Here is a 14749-nt window from a genome sequence, read left to right as displayed (position 1 = left end):
ATGTGAGCGCCTGGCCAATCTCCCCAATATCCGCGAGACATCGCTCGATGACGGATTGATTGAAGCGCTGATCCCCAACAGTGCGCCGACGCTCCTGCCTTCGGGCGCGATCATCCGCATGGATACTCACAACATCGGTGGTTTGCGGCGCCTAGGCGCTCCCCATTGGGATTGGGATTTTCCGCAACGCCGGCGTTGGGAAACGGCGGATATTGCGATCCTCGTCTTCGTCTATCGACAAGACAAGCTGGTGGCGAAGAAGATTGGCCTGCTCCAATCCAAACGTCTCTTTCCGACTAACCATGATGTCGAAGACGAAGATGAAATTGGTTTCCTTCATGGCATGAATGCGTTCATCCGCCGCGATGGGCAGCAAGCAGCCGCCGCACTCCACCGAACCTACAGCTTCGACGAAACCTGCACCTTCGCCGCAATTCAGGCTGGACACCGACAGGTCGAACTGATCGACACGCTCAATCGGGATTTCGGCAAGGCCGTCTTCTACCTGCTCTACGCACCGCCTGAGCTTCCCTACGCAGTTACCTACCCCCTGCGAAAACGAATCCGCGTTGGCGACATGCCGGTCGGAAATCGGGTGGTCGATGCCGACAACCTCCACCGCGCTCTTGTCGAACTCAATGACGGCCAATCTCCCACCTTCAGCCTGCTGAAATCCGCCTGCGTCGGGCGGGATTGGCCGCTCGAAACCTGGGCTGCCGATCTGCTGCTGACCTGTCAGGTTGGACAGCAGTTCGATGACAGCAATGACGATCGCGTCCGCTATTTCCTCGAACGCCGATCGGGGCCCATTGGGGCGGCTCTCGCTGCATCAATTACCCTGCCGGGCGAGGCCTGAGCCGTGCGAAGTGGCGATATCCCCTTCAAGTTCGATCTGACCGATCTCCTCGCCCGCGCTCGCCGCCAAGTCGCTGGCCGGATAGGTGACGTCACCTTGAACTTGCCTTTCATCAGCATTGCGGTCAGCCCTAAAGATCGCGAGCGCCGTGTGGCGCGCGAGATCGTCCTCCGTTTGCGCGATCGGCGCGTCCTATCTGCGTGGGAATGTTGCGACGATTGCATCGAGAGAGCTCTCACTTCGCTCAAGGAAATCCGCCAGTTGATCGTCGACAAAGAGGTGGAACTCGCCGAGTTGCAGGACGGACCGCTGTTCCTTCTGCTCGATGCGATGGCGACTGGTATTCGACAGTTTATGACTTACGAGGAGCTGTTGCGGCGCGACAAGGATGCGCCCCCGCATCCACGTTTCGGCGAGTTTCATCGACCGCCGGACGTGCGCCAAGCCTATTTCGACGGCCTCGAAATCTTACGCGGACACCTGAGCCGGTGTCTCGGGCAGATCGCGCTCATTGCCGGCATGCCCGTGCCGACCGAAGGCATCATTGAGAACTACCAGGGGCCGTGGCAGCTAGAAGCCTACGAGGCGCCTCCTCTGCTGCCACCACCCCCCGAATGACCTGCGCTACGGCTGCTCGGAAGCCCAGGCGCTTACAACGGTGGCGTCGCTTCCCGCACCTGCCGATCACAAGGTTGAGCCTAGAGAACCATTAGAGAACAAAATCTGCTGGCGAAGGCTTGTGGATCGGTTAGGCATGGGCGGATGGAGAGCATAACGAGCCCGAGCGAGCTATCGAGCGATGACTTTGTGCGGCGCTTCGCGCTGCGCCCCGGCCAATTAATGTGGCTCCTTGGCGCGGGTGCGTCGGTTTCAGCCGGCATCCCCAGCGCTTGGGATATGATCTGGCAATTCAAGCAAACGTTGTTCGTTGCCCAACGCAAGGCGTCGCCGCAGAGTGTCGCCGATCTCGGTAATCCTGCGATCCGCGCGCTGTTAGACTCGCACATTGCGAGTTCCGAGCGACTACCGTCGCCGGGTTCACCGGATGAATACGCGGCGCTCTTCGAAGCAACCTACCCGGTGGAGCGCGATCGCACGACTTTTATTCAAGGCATGATTAGCGGCGCGAAGCTGGCCTATGGCCATCTTGCCCTCGCCTCGCTTCTAAAAGCGGGCCACACTCAGCTCGTCTGGACGACCAATTTCGACCACTTGATCGAAGATGCCTGCGCGAGAACGTATGGCACAACGGGCACGTTGAGCGTCGTTGCACTCGACGCTCCGGAACTGGCGGGGCAATTGATCGGCGCGCAAAAATGGCCCATCGCAGTGAAGCTGCACGGCGATTTCCGCTCGCGTCGGCTTAAGAACACGACCGATGAGCTGCGCCAGCAGGATGCGGCGCTTCGTCAGCAGCTCGTGGATGCCTGCCGACGATCCGGCCTCGTAGTCGCCGGCTACAGCGGACGCGACGATTCAGTGATGGACGCGCTTGAAACGGCGCTCAATCAGCCGGGCGGTTATCCTGGCGGACTGTTCTGGCTGCATCGCGGTAGCGATCCACCGCTCGGGCGGGTCATCCGACTTCTCCAGCGCGCCAGCGACGCGGGCGTTGAGTGCGGGCTGGTGCGGATTGAGAGCTTCGATGAGATATTACGTGATCTCGTGCGGCTGCTGCCCGCGCTCGACACATCCGCTCTCAACGCGCTGGCAACAGGACGGTCGCGCGTGTCGGGCGCTCCCGAGCCCTCGGGCCAGCGGGGCTGGCCCCTCATTCGGCTCAACGGGCTTGCCGTCACCATCCCGGCCAATTGCCGCAAGCTGGTATGCACGATCGAGGGTGTCGCAGCGGCGCGTTCGGCGGTCGCCGAGGCGAACGCGCGCCTGATCGTGACGCGCACGCAAGCGGGCGTGCTCGGTTTCGGCAGCGATGCCGAGTTCCGTCGAGTGTTCGACCCGTTCGGAATCACTGCGTTCGATCTGGCCACCTTCGAGAAGCGGCGCCTGCGCTATGAGTCCGGCGAACGCGGCCTGCTACGCGATGCCTTGGTAGAGGCGCTGTGTGCCGCCAAGAATGTTCGTGCGATCCGCCGCCGCAGCGCTGATTTGCTCGTGCCAGTAGATCCCGCCGACAGCGCATGGGATGGGCTTCGCGCGATAACTCATCAGACGACTGGCACCGTGCCCAAACACCCTGACCTGAAATGGCACGAGGGGGTCGGGGTCCGGCTTGACTGGGCAGACGACGGTCTTTGGCTGCTGCTTGATCCAAAGATCGTGTTTGAGGGTGTCACGGACGCGACCAAAGCGATCACCGCCGACTTCGCGCGCGAACGGACGGTGAAGCGCTATAATCGTGATCTCGATCGGCTTATCGATTTTTGGGCAAAGCGCCTTGCCGGCGAAGCGCTTCTGGCGCTGTCGATTGGCGACGGGATCGATGCTCGCTTCGCAGTCGGGAAGAACACGGCCTTCTCCAAGCTGGTGCAGCCATGACGAGCGAGATCGCCCCGACCATATGGTATCCCGAACCCGAGCTGGTGTTCCATCCCGAGCGAACGAGCGAGCGGGACATTCATCCGCTGCGCGGGCTCAAGCGGTTCGGCCCCCATTCGCGCGGATTGGTGCAATCGCCGATCCGGGTAGCGACGCTGGCCCCGAAGGGCGAGTCCGAGCGACTGTTCGCATTCATGCGTGAGCTGAGCCAGAGCGTGCGCCCGGTCGAGCGAACCGACTATCTGCCGGATTGGCCGGGCTTCAATACCGTGTTCGACATGCGCGTGACGGCGGCAACCAAGAAATGCCGTGTCGAGCTGGACGGATCGTTTGAGAGCGAGATGGCACAATCGGCGATGCCGCACGTGTTGCTCGCCGAACAGCTCGTTCGTGCGATCCAGCCCCTTGAGGCGTTCCGCAGCGACTTCGATGTCTTGTTCATCTACCTACCGCAGCGGTGGGAGCGTGGCTTCTACGGCGCGGGGGACGATTTCGATCTCCACGATCATCTCAAAGCCTATACGGCCGCGCGCGGGATGCCGATCCAGATCGTGCGCGAAGACAAGGCGCTCGCTTATCGCTGCCGTGCGAGCGTGATGTGGCGAGTCGGGCTGGCGCTGTATGCCAAGGCCGGCGGCGTTCCCTGGAAGCTAGCCGACGCGGACCCAGAAACAGCCTATGTCGGCATTTCCTATGCGGTGCGGTCGAACGGTGCCGACAAACCGCGATTTGTGACTTGTTGCAGCCAGGTGTTCGACGCGGAGGGCGCCGGCTTGGAGTTTATCGCCTACGATACCGCCGACGTGCAGGTGCAACGCGATAATCCCTTTTTATCGCAGGCTGAGATGTTCCGTGTCATCACGCGGTCGATGACGCTGTATCGTCACCGGCATGGCGGACGCTCGCCGCGCCGGGTCATGGTCCACAAATCGACCGAGTTCAAAGACGCAGAAGTGCTCGGCTGCTTCGAGGCACTACCGCTGTGCGAGGCGGTCGATTTGATTCAGGTGGTCGAGGATGTGGGCTGGCGCGGCGCGCGTTGGGAACGCGACCAAGCCAATTCGGGAGGTAAGGCGGCGGCGTTTCCAATTAAGCGTGGCTCACTGATCGGGCTTGGCGAGCGCGAGGCACTCCTGTGGATGCACGGTGCCGTGGAGACTTTGGGACCGAAAACCTATTTTCAGGGTCAGCGCGGCACGCCGCGTCCGATCCGACTTGTCCGCCATGCCGGGCACGGCACGTGGGACGACAGCGCCCGCGCGGCGCTCGCCTTGTCGAAGATGAACTGGAACAATGACGGGCTGTATGATCCGCTACCCGTAACGATGAGTTATGCGAAGGTGCTGGCGCGCGTCCTCAAGCGCATGACGAATCTAGGCAGCACACCCTACCAATTCCGATTCTTCATGTAGTGAAAGTTCGTTGCACCCACAGGATTCGAACTTTTTGCCGTCGATGGCCGCCGTGCCTACGATCGTGTTAACACTGAGTTTTCGCTGATCGTAGCCTGTGCGGCTGACGCGCACAAACGGCGGCCGGCGGCGGAATTTGGTGCCCCGTGCAGGATAAACATAACGAATACATCCCGTTGTTCCTACTACCGTAGCGCCGCCAAACACCGAAACGAGCCAGCGATCGTCGCCGTCGAACGTCGCTTGCGCTTCGCCCGCAATCCGCACCCTTCCTGAACCGTTGCAGGATGGAGATATACGTGTTTCATTTCAACATCGGAAATGATACATATGCGTTATGGACGCTTCGCAAGACTCCGAGCATTGGCTAGCATTGCTGCACCAAATCCCTGCGAAGCCGCCCTATCTGCGTGTGAAAATCTGGCGCCGCTTGCAGGCGATTGGCGCAGTGCCGCTCAAGAACGCTGTTCATGTGCTCCCCCGTCGCGAGGAGAACGAAACCGCATTTCGCGACCTGCTGGCAGAGATCACGACCAGCGGCGGCGAGGCGGTGCTGATCGACGCGCAGATGATCGAAGGCCAGAGCGACGTTGAGCTCCGCCAGCTTTTCGACGCTGCGCGGGATGCCGATTATGACGAGCTGGCCCAAGCCGCACGGCAGTTGCTCGACACTGGGCCGGCGTCGGGGACCGAGATCTCAAAACTCCAGCGACGGCTTTCTGAGATTGTCCGGCTCGACTTCTTTGGCGCGCACGGTCGTCAAGGTGCCGAGGCGGCGCTGCGGGATTTGGACGAGAAGCGTTACGCCCATCCCGACGTCGGCCGCACAGGCGAAGCGGCTGCGGTGTCGCCCGCTGACCTCAAGCATCGCGTCTGGGTGACGCGGCGCGGCGTCCACGTCGATCGCATCGCCTGCGCTTGGCTGATCCGACGATTCATCGACCCCCACGCGAGCTTCAAGTTCGTCGATGGCAGGAGCTACACGTCCGATGCCGGCGAGCTGCGCTTCGATATGACCGATGCCGAGTTCACCCATGAGGGCGATCGGTGCAGCTTCGAGACCCTGCTGCTACGCGCCGAGCTGGACGGCGATCCGGGATTAGCCGCGATCGGGGAGATCATCCACGACCTCGACATCGGCGACGACAAGTTTGAGCGGCCGGAAACGCCGGGACTCAGCGCGATGCTGTCAGGCGTGTGCGCGACGTTCGATGACGATCTCCAGCGCATCGCCGGTGCCGGCGACGCGCTCGATGGCTTCTACGCCTACTTCACCCGGCAAAACCCGTGAAGTCGGGAGTCAGCGCAAGGCACTCGGCCCTCGGCCGAGAGATGACTGTTATAGCTTGAGGAACGTGGTGAATGCAGACAAATGTACCGAGCGAGGCTGTAGGTTCTGCGGAAGGTCAAGGCATTTTGCCGCAGCTTTCGTATGCACAGATCTTCGCCAAGTTCTTGCGGTTCGGTTTCCTGGCATGGGGTGGCCCGATCGCCCAAATCGCCATGATCCGCCGCGAGTTGGTCGACGAGGAACACTGGGTCTCAAGTGCCAGGTTCAACCGCATCCTAGCCGTGTATCAGGTGCTCCCCGGTCCGGAGGCTCACGAGCTATGCGTCTTCTTCGGCACGCTTCCTAAAGGAAAGCTCGGCGGTCTTCTTGCAGGCCTGGGATTCATGATGCCGGGCTTTGTCCTAATGTTCGCGCTGTCCTGGCTGTATCTCTCCACCGGGATCATGCAGACTGCCGCCGCAACCGCGGCATTTCTCGGAGTGCAACCGGCCGTCATCGCCCTGATCGTGCGCGCCGTGCACCGGATTGGCGGTCACATCCTGCTCGACCGCTGGCTTTGGGGTATCGCGGGCGTCGCCGGCCTAGCGGCCCTCGTCGGCACGCCGTTCTGGCTCACCCTGCCGATCGCGGGCCTCGTCTATATGTTCGCGACGCGCCGTCAGCGGGTGACGGCCGGCCTGCTCATGGCCGTGCTCGTCGGGCTCGGGCTCTACTTCGCCTGGGTCACTTTCGCCGGTCCGGTTGGTGGAGATGCGGTCTCGGCGCAACCCGTCGCAAACCAAGAACCGTCGCTGCTGGATCTTTTCATCTCGGGCCTCAAGGCCGGGCTCCTCACCTTTGGCGGGGCCTACACAGTCATCCCGTTCCTGCGTGCCGATGCGGTTGGCAATGGATGGATGACGGATGCGCAGTTCCTCGACGGGCTCGCCCTATCGGGGATTCTGCCGGCACCCCTGATCATCTTCTCGACGTTCATCGGATATTTCGGCGGCGGCCCACTCGGAGCGATCGTGATGACGATCGGCATCTTCCTGCCGGCATTCAGCTTTTCTCTGTTCTTTCATGACCAGCTTGAACGGCTGGTGGACAACGAAAAGATCAAGACCTTCCTAGAGGGAATATCAGCAGCGGTCGTCGGGCTGATCGCCGCCACGACGCTGGAACTAGGGCAAAAGACTCTCGTGAACGTGCCCGGCGTGGTGATCCCGCTCGCGATCTTCGCCGTCGCCCTCGCGCTCCTTTACGTGTTCAAGGCCAAAACGACGATCCTGTGGGTTGTTCTCGCCGCGGCGGGGGCGGGCCTCGTCCTGTTCGGATGATCGCGACGCACCGTCACTCTTACGCAGCCTAATCAATCATATTGGAAAGGACCGAATGTGACGATCGACAATCTCTCCCGACGCAGTGCAATCGCAACCCTAGGCATAGGAGCCGCCGCCATGACGATCAACGAAGCCTCCGCCCGGACGCCGGTCGCCACGCCGTCGACCGTCCCCGCCTTTGCCGGCAACCATCAAATCAAGCCGCTCAAGTTCGATCCGGCCAGGCTTGAGGGCTTGTCCGAGCGATTGATCACGTCGCACCACGAGAACAACTATGCCGGCTCGGTCAAGACGCTGAACGCATTGCGGCCACGGCTGGCCGCCGCGCTCGCCGATACCGAAGCGCCGCCTGCCATCTACGGCGGCCTCAAACGCGAGGAACTGCACCGTACCGGCTCGGTGGTGCTGCATGAAATCTACTTCGACGGGTTGGGCGGCGACGGCCGGGCGGCCGGTTCGGTCCGCGACGCCATTGACGCCGCCTTCGGCTCGTTCGCGACATGGGAGGCGGAATTCCGCCGCACCGGCATGAGCCTTGCGGGCGGCTCTGGCTGGACAATCCTCGCTTACAACGTCCACACGCGCTCGCTCAACAATCATTGGGCTTGGGATCACATGCACGGCGCTGCGGCCGGCATACCGCTGCTCGCGCTCGATATGTATGAACACAGCTTTCACATGGACTACGGCACCCAAGCCGCCAGGTATATCGACGCGTGGTTCAAGAACCTCGACTGGGAAGCGACCGACCGCCGTTATGCGCAGGCGATCGCCACCGCCAGCGCCTGAGTTGGAGAGCGGCGATGAACGGGAGGCGAGTGAAGTCGGCCTTGACCACTTGCCCCAAGATCGGCCTGTTGTGGCGAACCGACCTCCCCACCAGCCCTCTGGACGTGCAAAGCGCGCGCCAGTGGCCGATCATGGCAGCGCTGCGTGAGTTGGGCGGTGAGGTCGAGGCGATTGGATATGCCGACGAGACGGCTGGTACAACGCGCGACCGTCTGCTGACGTGCGATGGCGTGATGGTCTGGGCCGACCCGATCAGCGACGCCGGTGACCGCTCAAGGCTCGATCCGATTTTGCGCGAGGCCGCGGCGGCGGGCGTCTCGATCAGCGCGCATCCCGATATCATCGCGAAAATGGGCGTGAAAAGCGTGCTTCACGCCACGCGGGCGCTGGGTTGGGGCACCGACACACACCGCTACGCCGATCTGGAGGAACTGCGCGCGCTGCTTCTTGAACGCCTGGCTTCCGGGCCGCGTGTGCTCAAGGAAAATCGGAGCAATGGCGGCCGGGGCGTGTGGCGGGTCGAAGTTGCTGACCGGGGGGGTGGCGCCCAACCGATCGTTTCGGTCCTTCACGCCGCGCGGGACAGCGTTCCGTTCAAGATCCCCCTCGATGCCCTGATCGCTCGGTTCGCACCCTATTTTGAGCGCGGCGAATGCCTCATCGACCAACCGTTCCAACCGCGGCTCGGGGACGGCATGATCCGCTGCTATGTGAGCGAGGGCACGGTCGTCGGTTTCGGCCACCAACTGATCCGCGCGCTATTGCCGCTACCCGCGGAAGGGGTCGATTCTCCGAAGGCGCAGCCGGGGCCGCGGGTCATGCAGCCTGCCGACGCCGGCGCTTTCCAGTCGCTCAGAGACGATATGGAACAGTCGTGGATTCCCGGGTTGCAGCACATCCTCGCCATCGAGCATGACGAGCTGCCGCTCCTGTGGGACGCGGACTTCCTCTACGGGCCGAAAGACGATCGCGGCTCGGACAGCTATGTCTTGTGCGAGATCAACGTCAGTTCGGTCGCGCCGTTTCCGCCCAGCGCCGTGCGACAGGTGGCGGATGCCGCATACCGTCGCGCGGTCGCGGCGCACGAACGCCGTGTCGCCGGCCGAGGAACTACGGCTTCGCCGGCATAAACGTTCGCACGTTCCGGGATACGTTAGTCGGTCGCTGGACCAGCGAAGCGCCTTTCGTCACGCTCAGTCAACTTGATCCAGTATTCGAGCCGCCGTCACCGCCGGTGCCCGCGGCAATCTGATTTCGACCGCCAGCCCTGGCTGGAGCCGCGCAAAGGCCAGCGCTCCACGGTGCAGTCGGGCAACGGCGTCGGCGATGGCGAGGCCAAGGCCGTTGCCGGATGCACGCCGCGCTCGGTCCAAGCGCCCGAACGGGCGCAGCATCTCGGAGACCTCGCAATCGGATACGCCGGGACCGTCGTCGGCGACCGCCATCGTCAACGTGTCGGCCTGCTCGGTGACCGAAACATCGATACGAGCGTGCTCACCGGAGTATTTGAGCGCGTTCTCAATCAGGTTGGCGAGCGCACGCGCCAGCAGGTCGGCGTCACCGGCGACCAGCGCTTCTCGCGCTAAGCTCACAGAGATGTTGCGGCCGGAAGCCTCGATCTCTGCACGATAGGCATCCACCACCCGGTCAACGATCTCTGCCAGGTCGATAGGCTGAAATCGCGCGCGCGCGTTACCGGCATCAATCTCCGCTAGATCCAGCACCGCACTGAACAGCCGAAGCGCCTCGTCCAGCCCGGCCAACGCCTCACCCAGCGCCGCAGACCTGAGCTCTTCATCGTGCTGTGCCAACGCCAATTCAACAGAGTGCCTCACCCGCGTGAGCGGCGTGCGCAGGTCGTGGGCGACCTCCGCCGACACGCGACGGATCGTGGCTACCAGCGTGTCAATCCGATCGAGCATACGGTCGATGGCCAACGCGAGTTGATCAAGATCGGTGCGCGCATCGACCGGAGCGCCGGTCCGCGCCGAGAGATCGCCACGCTCGACTGCTCGGACGGTAACGTTGATCCGCTTCATCTGGCGCAGCGTCTGCCGCGTGGCGAAGAGGCCTGCGATGATGCCGAACACCAACGCGATTCCGCCAGCGGTCAGAATGGCCCCGAAAACAGCGTCGCGGATTGCTTCGCTTCGCTCCATATCCTCTCCAACGATGAGAAGGGATCCATCGGGAAGGCGTCGCGTCATCGCCAGCAGATGGACGCCCTCGACGCCGGGTTGCGGCGGAGGCTGGTCGATAAAGTGCCAACCGACCTTTCGCGGTACAATTTGGATGTCGCCGATCAGCGTGCGTCCATCTGGCCCAACTAAATAATACTCGGGCGACCCCGGCCGCTCGGCCTTCGCTCGAATTATTTCCAGTGCGCGATCAAGGCCTCCCCGTTGCGCTTCGAGGGCGATCACGTGCGACTCCAGCTCGATGCGATTTCGAGCCTCGCGCTCAACCACCCCGCGCGTTGCGATCCAGCCGCCGAGCGCGCCGGCGACCATGCTGATGACGAGCAGCAGCGCGTTGAGCGCAACAAGACGGGACACCGTCGAGCGCAACAGCCGGCTAATCACTCCAAGCGGCATAGCCTTCCCCACGCACGGTATGGATCAGGGGGGGATCGTCACCGCGATCGATCTTTGCCCGCAGCCGACTGATGTGGCTTTCGACGAGGTTCCTGCCAGGATCGAAACGGAACTTCCACACGGTCTCCAGCAGCATCAACCGCGTAAGCACGGCCGGCGAGTTCAGCATCAGTAGTTCGAGAAGCTGGAACTCGCGTGGGATTAGTTCGATGGGCGTGTTGCCTCTCCGCACCGTCCGAGCGAGACGGTCGAGTGTCAGATCGCCCAGCGAGAGGATGCTGGGCGGGCCGGCCGCCCGGCGCTGCAGCGCTTCAACGCGCGCGACCAGTTCGGCGATCGCGAACGGTTTGACAAGATAGTCGTCGGCTCCACCTTCAAGACCTTCGACTCGTTGGCCCACGGAGCCTAGCGCCGTGAGCATCAGCACGGGTGCTACGACTTGGCGACGGCGCAGCTCGGTGACAACCGATAGCCCATCCATCTCTGGCAGCATTCGGTCAACGATCAGCAACGCGTGAGCACCGCTCACGGCGCGATCAAGTCCGCTTTTTCCGTCGTCCTCCCAATCGACGGCGTGACCGCGAGCACGCAGCGCTTCAACAACGGCGCTCCCCGTGTCCTCGTCGTCCTCGATCAGTAGTAGGCGCATAATGCCCGAGGCATCTCCTCTGTTGTTTGCGCCGACCATAGCCGCGTGCGAGCAGTGCCGACAGTGCGCCAATGTCGTTTGCCGACGGCTGCGTTCGCACAAGAGTTCGATCGCCTTCTAGTGCAGAATGCCGCCAGCGGACCTTGTGAATCTACAAGGTGCCTTGCGGTCGGCGCCGATGCATGAGTGTCGCAGCTTTGGCGTGCCCGAGGAGGCATCGACCATGATCTCATTATGCATCAGGAGTTGAAGCAAAACTATGCGGACGGTGCTGTTATCGGGGTTGGCCACGCTGCTACTAGCCGCACCTGCTTGGGCGGCACCGGACTGGGCGAAGGTTGACGCCGCGCTGGGACGCCCCGGCGTCGAGCAGCCGGACGGAGTTCGTCGCTACGGATTTCCTCGCTCCGACCTGCGCGTTGTTCTGGATGGCGTATCGATAGAGCCTTCGCTGGCGCTCGGCTCCTGGGCCGCGTTTCAGCCTATGGGGGACGAAGTGATGGTAATGGGCGATCTTGTGCTCACGCACGAGGAAGTGAACCCTGTGATGACGCGCCTTTTGCAAGGTGGATACACCATCACCGCGCTCCACAATCACCTGCTGCGGTCCGCGCCCGGCACCATGTACATGCACATAGCTGCGCATGGCGATCCGGTAAGGCTGGCGGCGGCGCTGCGCCAAGCCATTTCCGCAAGCCGCACACCGATCTCTCCACCGTCTCTTGGAGCGGGAGCACCGTCTCGCCTCAATCTAAACTCCGATGCTCTGGACGAGCTGATGGGAGCCGAAGGCAGGGTCAATGGTGGCGTTCTGCAATACAGTATTCCCCGTGCGGAGCGGCTCATGGATGGCGGCATGGTGACGCCTCAATCAATGGGAACTGCGACCGCAATCAATTTTCAGCCCACCGGCGGCGGCAAGGCGGCGATCACGGGCGATTTCGTCCTCATCGCGAGCGAAGTAGACCGCGTCCTTCGAGCGCTTCGAGCGAACGACATCGAAGTCACAGCGCTTCACAACCATATGTTGAACGACGAGCCGCGCCTGTTCTTCCTGCACTTCTGGGCCAATGACGACGCGGCAAAGCTGGCGCGCGGTCTCCGCTCGGCACTCGACACAATGAACAATCGAAAAAACTAAGAATCGGACGACGGCCAGTCGGGCCGCGACCGCCGCCCGTTCATCCCCCGGCCCCGAAGGAAGTGGAACGGAACATGGCTAGCAAACGAACTCTCGTCATCGGAGCCAGCGCTGCTGTGTTGACGGTGGCAGGCGTGGCGCTCGCGGCGCAGCAGAACCATGAGGCGAACGAGAACCGCATTATCGGCGAGCATAGCGAGAAGGAAGTCGCACTCGACCAGGTGCCGGTGGCCGCGATGAACGCCGCGCGCACACGACTCGCGTCTGTCCGCGAAGCCGAGCTGGTAACCAGAAAGGCGGACGGCAGCACGCTCTACGAGATCGAAGGCAAGGATCAGGCTGGCAAGAACGTGGAGCTGTTCGTTACGCCGACAGGCCAAATCCTCGGGAATGAAAACGACAGCGATGAGGATGGCGACTGAACTCTCAGTCGTCTGAATGGGCCTGAATGGGGGTAAGGCCCATTCTTTGAAAACACCATCCGAGGATCAAATATGTTTAGGACTGTCGGTTATTGCATCGGAGCGTGTGTATCATCCGTCGTGCTCGCTGCTTCGAGTTATGCGCAAGAACAACCGATTCACACAAACGGCTCTGAACTCGTTGCAAGCTGTCGCGCCAACAACCCAGCGTGCGGCGCATACCTTCAAGGCGTGCTGGACATGATGATAGTGGCGCGGGGTAGCGAGTGTGGGGCGCCGCGTTACGATCGGAATAGATTGCGTTCAGCCTATCTGCGCTGGGCAGAAGACAACAGCTACTTCATGGACGTTCACATGGTTGCTGGCGCCGAACAAGCATTGGCTGAAGCTTGGCCTTGCGCGCCGCGACGATAGGAAGAAGTTGCATCATCCCAATCGCTCCACAGCGGCGCTCAGATAGGAATTGTTTCTGGCAGGTAGCTGGTATCACCGAACGGAGTAAGGAGTTCTGCTTGCCATTTGAAATCCGCCAGCTTTGTTATGCTATCGCCGCGGCGGACCATGGTAGTTTTTACAGAGCCGCCCGGGCACTTGATATTGAACAATCGACCCTCAGTCGCTCCATCTCGAAGTTGGAGCGCTCGATCGGAATGTCTATCTTCGAGCGGTCGCGGGCTGGGGTCAAAACGACGCTGGCCGGAGCCGCGTTCATTCGTGGCGCGCGACCAATGGTGGCAACGGCAGATAAGCTAGTCACCATGATGCTCGCAGCCGGCCAGGGCCGCGCTGGCGGTCTATTGCTCGGGTACAATAGCTCGGTCTCCGCCGGCAATCTCCGGGCGACCCTCATTAGCTGGCGCGAGGCGCATCCTGACGTCGAACTGGAATGCGTCGAGGCTGATCGCAGCGTTCTGCTCGCTGGGCTCGACACGGGCGAAATCGACGTAGCGATCCTGATGGGGACGCCCAGCCACAACGGATTTCGCTGCGAGCCGCTATGGAGCGAGCGGATGCTAGCCGCGTTGCCCGCCTCGCATCCGTTGGCTAGACGGGACATAATTCACTGGACGGATCTTCGGGGCGAGCACTTCCTTCTGCCCGCGGCCGATCCCGGCCCTGAAATCCGCGACATGTTGCTTGGCAGACTTCCAATCTCGGGCGGTAAGCCTGACATCCGAATGTCGCGGGCGAGCCGTGAGACCGTGCTGAGCATCCTCGGCGTCAACTCGGGTGTTACCATTGTCTGCGAGGGATCGACCGGAGCGACCTATCCTAGTGTCGTCTATCGGCCGATTCATGGCGAACAAGGACCGGCACTGACCGGATACTCGGGTTGCTGGCGAGACGACAATCGCAATCCAGCGTTGCGGCGCTTTCTTGGATTTATCAAGGCCCGCTATGCGCTCTCTTTTGATTTCTCGCCAAGATTCCAGTAAATTAGGCGGCCAGTCGGTGGAGTAAATTTTTGATGTCGCAAGGCAGGACCATCATCATCGTGCTTGTCACTTTGGTCATCGGCTTCGCAGGCGGCTTTGTCTTGCGGCCGGTCATCGCCCCCCTTAGCCAAACAGCCGTCGCCGTCAGTCCGGCCCCGGCCGCGCCGCAGCCGACCGCAGCGCGCGGGACGCAGTATTTTGCGGCCAATATCGACGAGGCTCGGCAGATCGTAGCAGCGTGTCGAGACGGTTCGGTGCGCGGTGATGAATGCGCCAACGCCGAGCAGGCAGTTATCGAGGCCGATAGCCGCGATCGCTTCAAGCGTTTCACCGGCAACTGA

15 protein-coding genes are annotated in these 14749 nt (G+C 62.0%); 13 read left to right on the top strand and 2 right to left on the bottom strand.

Translation table 11 applies throughout. The features are described 5' to 3' along the window. The first annotated feature begins 55 nt into the window (after window positions 1-55). The 8 genes from LH19_RS05990 to LH19_RS05955 all read left to right on the top strand — a co-directional run bounded on the left by LH19_RS05990 (window position 56) and on the right by LH19_RS05955 (window position 9296). Entirely contained in the window at window positions 56-856 is an 801-nt protein-coding gene (locus LH19_RS05990) for a hypothetical protein (RefSeq protein ID WP_054725872.1), read from the top strand. 3 nt (window positions 857-859) lie between these two features. Further along, window positions 860-1474, top strand: coding sequence for a hypothetical protein (locus LH19_RS05985; protein WP_054725869.1), 615 nt, complete (start codon window positions 860-862; stop codon window positions 1472-1474). 144 nt (window positions 1475-1618) lie between these two features. Next, window positions 1619-3352, top strand: a complete 1734-nt coding sequence (locus LH19_RS05980; RefSeq protein WP_054725867.1) for an SIR2 family protein — start codon at window positions 1619-1621, stop codon at window positions 3350-3352. Then, the gene (locus tag LH19_RS05975) at window positions 3349-4764 is read left to right on the top strand and encodes an argonaute/piwi family protein (RefSeq protein WP_054725864.1); all 1416 of its coding nucleotides are present in this window, start codon (window positions 3349-3351) and stop codon (window positions 4762-4764) included. Before LH19_RS05980 ends, LH19_RS05975 begins: the two co-directional genes overlap by 4 nt. A gap of 337 nt (window positions 4765-5101) precedes the next feature. After that, window positions 5102-6055 (top strand): chromate resistance protein ChrB domain-containing protein, encoded by a 954-nt coding sequence (locus LH19_RS05970; protein WP_054725861.1) that lies wholly within the window; start codon window positions 5102-5104, stop codon window positions 6053-6055. Between the two features lie 71 nt (window positions 6056-6126). Beyond that, entirely contained in the window at window positions 6127-7374 is a 1248-nt protein-coding gene (chrA, locus tag LH19_RS05965) for a chromate efflux transporter (protein WP_082395458.1), read from the top strand. 120 nt (window positions 7375-7494) lie between these two features. Further along, a complete protein-coding gene (locus LH19_RS05960) occupies window positions 7495-8166 on the top strand; it encodes a superoxide dismutase (protein WP_153876138.1) in 672 nt (223 codons plus the stop codon). 14 nt (window positions 8167-8180) lie between these two features. Beyond that, window positions 8181-9296, top strand: coding sequence for a Cj0069 family protein (locus LH19_RS05955; protein ID WP_143712235.1), 1116 nt, complete (start codon window positions 8181-8183; stop codon window positions 9294-9296). Between the two features lie 63 nt (window positions 9297-9359). Here the strand turns inward: LH19_RS05955 and LH19_RS05950 are convergent, their stop codons facing one another. Together LH19_RS05950 and LH19_RS05945 are read right to left on the bottom strand one after the other, a co-directional pair. Further along, window positions 9360-10760 carry a sensor histidine kinase gene (locus LH19_RS05950; RefSeq protein ID WP_054725851.1) on the bottom strand — a complete coding sequence of 467 codons (1401 nt, stop codon included), beginning with the start codon at window positions 10758-10760 and terminating at the stop codon, window positions 9360-9362. Beyond that, the gene (locus LH19_RS05945; protein ID WP_054733083.1) at window positions 10741-11409 is read right to left on the bottom strand and encodes a response regulator transcription factor; all 669 of its coding nucleotides are present in this window, start codon (window positions 11407-11409) and stop codon (window positions 10741-10743) included. The genes LH19_RS05950 and LH19_RS05945 overlap by 20 nt, the downstream gene beginning before the upstream one ends. Before the next feature lie 259 nt (window positions 11410-11668). Here LH19_RS05945 and LH19_RS05940 point away from each other — a divergent pair, with 259 nt between their 5' ends. The 5 genes from LH19_RS05940 (at window position 11669) to LH19_RS05925 (ending at window position 14749) form a co-directional block, all read left to right on the top strand. Then, on the top strand, window positions 11669-12550 hold the full coding sequence (locus LH19_RS05940) for a DUF1259 domain-containing protein (RefSeq protein ID WP_054725847.1): 882 nt from the start codon (window positions 11669-11671) through the stop codon (window positions 12548-12550). Window positions 12551-12624: 74 nt separating this feature from the next. Further along, window positions 12625-12972: a hypothetical protein gene (locus LH19_RS05935; RefSeq protein WP_054725844.1), complete on the top strand. Its 348-nt coding sequence runs from the start codon at window positions 12625-12627 to the stop codon at window positions 12970-12972. 72 nt (window positions 12973-13044) lie between these two features. After that, window positions 13045-13386 carry a Rap1a/Tai family immunity protein gene (locus LH19_RS29820; protein ID WP_224199557.1) on the top strand — a complete coding sequence of 114 codons (342 nt, stop codon included), beginning with the start codon at window positions 13045-13047 and terminating at the stop codon, window positions 13384-13386. A 98-nt stretch (window positions 13387-13484) separates the two neighbouring features. Beyond that, complete coding sequence (locus tag LH19_RS27800; RefSeq protein ID WP_158514424.1) at window positions 13485-14408, top strand: LysR family transcriptional regulator; 924 nt, start codon at window positions 13485-13487, stop codon at window positions 14406-14408. A gap of 32 nt (window positions 14409-14440) precedes the next feature. After that, on the top strand, window positions 14441-14749 hold the full coding sequence (locus tag LH19_RS05925) for a hypothetical protein (protein WP_054725841.1): 309 nt from the start codon (window positions 14441-14443) through the stop codon (window positions 14747-14749).

Origin of the sequence: Sphingopyxis macrogoltabida (assembly GCF_001314325.1) — a bacterium.
In the GTDB taxonomy this organism is placed as follows: Bacteria; Pseudomonadota; Alphaproteobacteria; order Sphingomonadales; family Sphingomonadaceae; genus Sphingopyxis; species Sphingopyxis macrogoltabida.
The sequence above is the reverse complement of the archived record's forward strand: the minus strand, read 5'-3'. Positions and strand labels throughout refer to the sequence as shown.

Coding starts and splice junctions, on each gene's coding strand:
- LH19_RS05980 (WP_054725867.1), top strand. CDS start 1,619: ATGGAGAGCATAACGAGCCCGAGCGAGCTATCGAGCGATGACTTTGTG.
- LH19_RS05975 (WP_054725864.1), top strand. CDS start 3,349: ATGACGAGCGAGATCGCCCCGACCATATGGTATCCCGAACCCGAGCTG.
- LH19_RS05970 (WP_054725861.1), top strand. CDS start 5,102: ATGGACGCTTCGCAAGACTCCGAGCATTGGCTAGCATTGCTGCACCAA.
- chrA (WP_082395458.1), top strand. CDS start 6,127: ATGCAGACAAATGTACCGAGCGAGGCTGTAGGTTCTGCGGAAGGTCAA.
- LH19_RS05960 (WP_153876138.1), top strand. CDS start 7,495: ATGACGATCAACGAAGCCTCCGCCCGGACGCCGGTCGCCACGCCGTCG.
- LH19_RS05955 (WP_143712235.1), top strand. CDS start 8,181: ATGAACGGGAGGCGAGTGAAGTCGGCCTTGACCACTTGCCCCAAGATC.
- LH19_RS05950 (WP_054725851.1), bottom strand. CDS start 10,760: ATGCCGCTTGGAGTGATTAGCCGGCTGTTGCGCTCGACGGTGTCCCGT.
- LH19_RS05945 (WP_054733083.1), bottom strand. CDS start 11,409: ATGCGCCTACTACTGATCGAGGACGACGAGGACACGGGGAGCGCCGTT.
- LH19_RS05940 (WP_054725847.1), top strand. CDS start 11,669: ATGCGGACGGTGCTGTTATCGGGGTTGGCCACGCTGCTACTAGCCGCA.
- LH19_RS05935 (WP_054725844.1), top strand. CDS start 12,625: ATGGCTAGCAAACGAACTCTCGTCATCGGAGCCAGCGCTGCTGTGTTG.
- LH19_RS29820 (WP_224199557.1), top strand. CDS start 13,045: ATGTTTAGGACTGTCGGTTATTGCATCGGAGCGTGTGTATCATCCGTC.
- LH19_RS05925 (WP_054725841.1), top strand. CDS start 14,441: ATGTCGCAAGGCAGGACCATCATCATCGTGCTTGTCACTTTGGTCATC.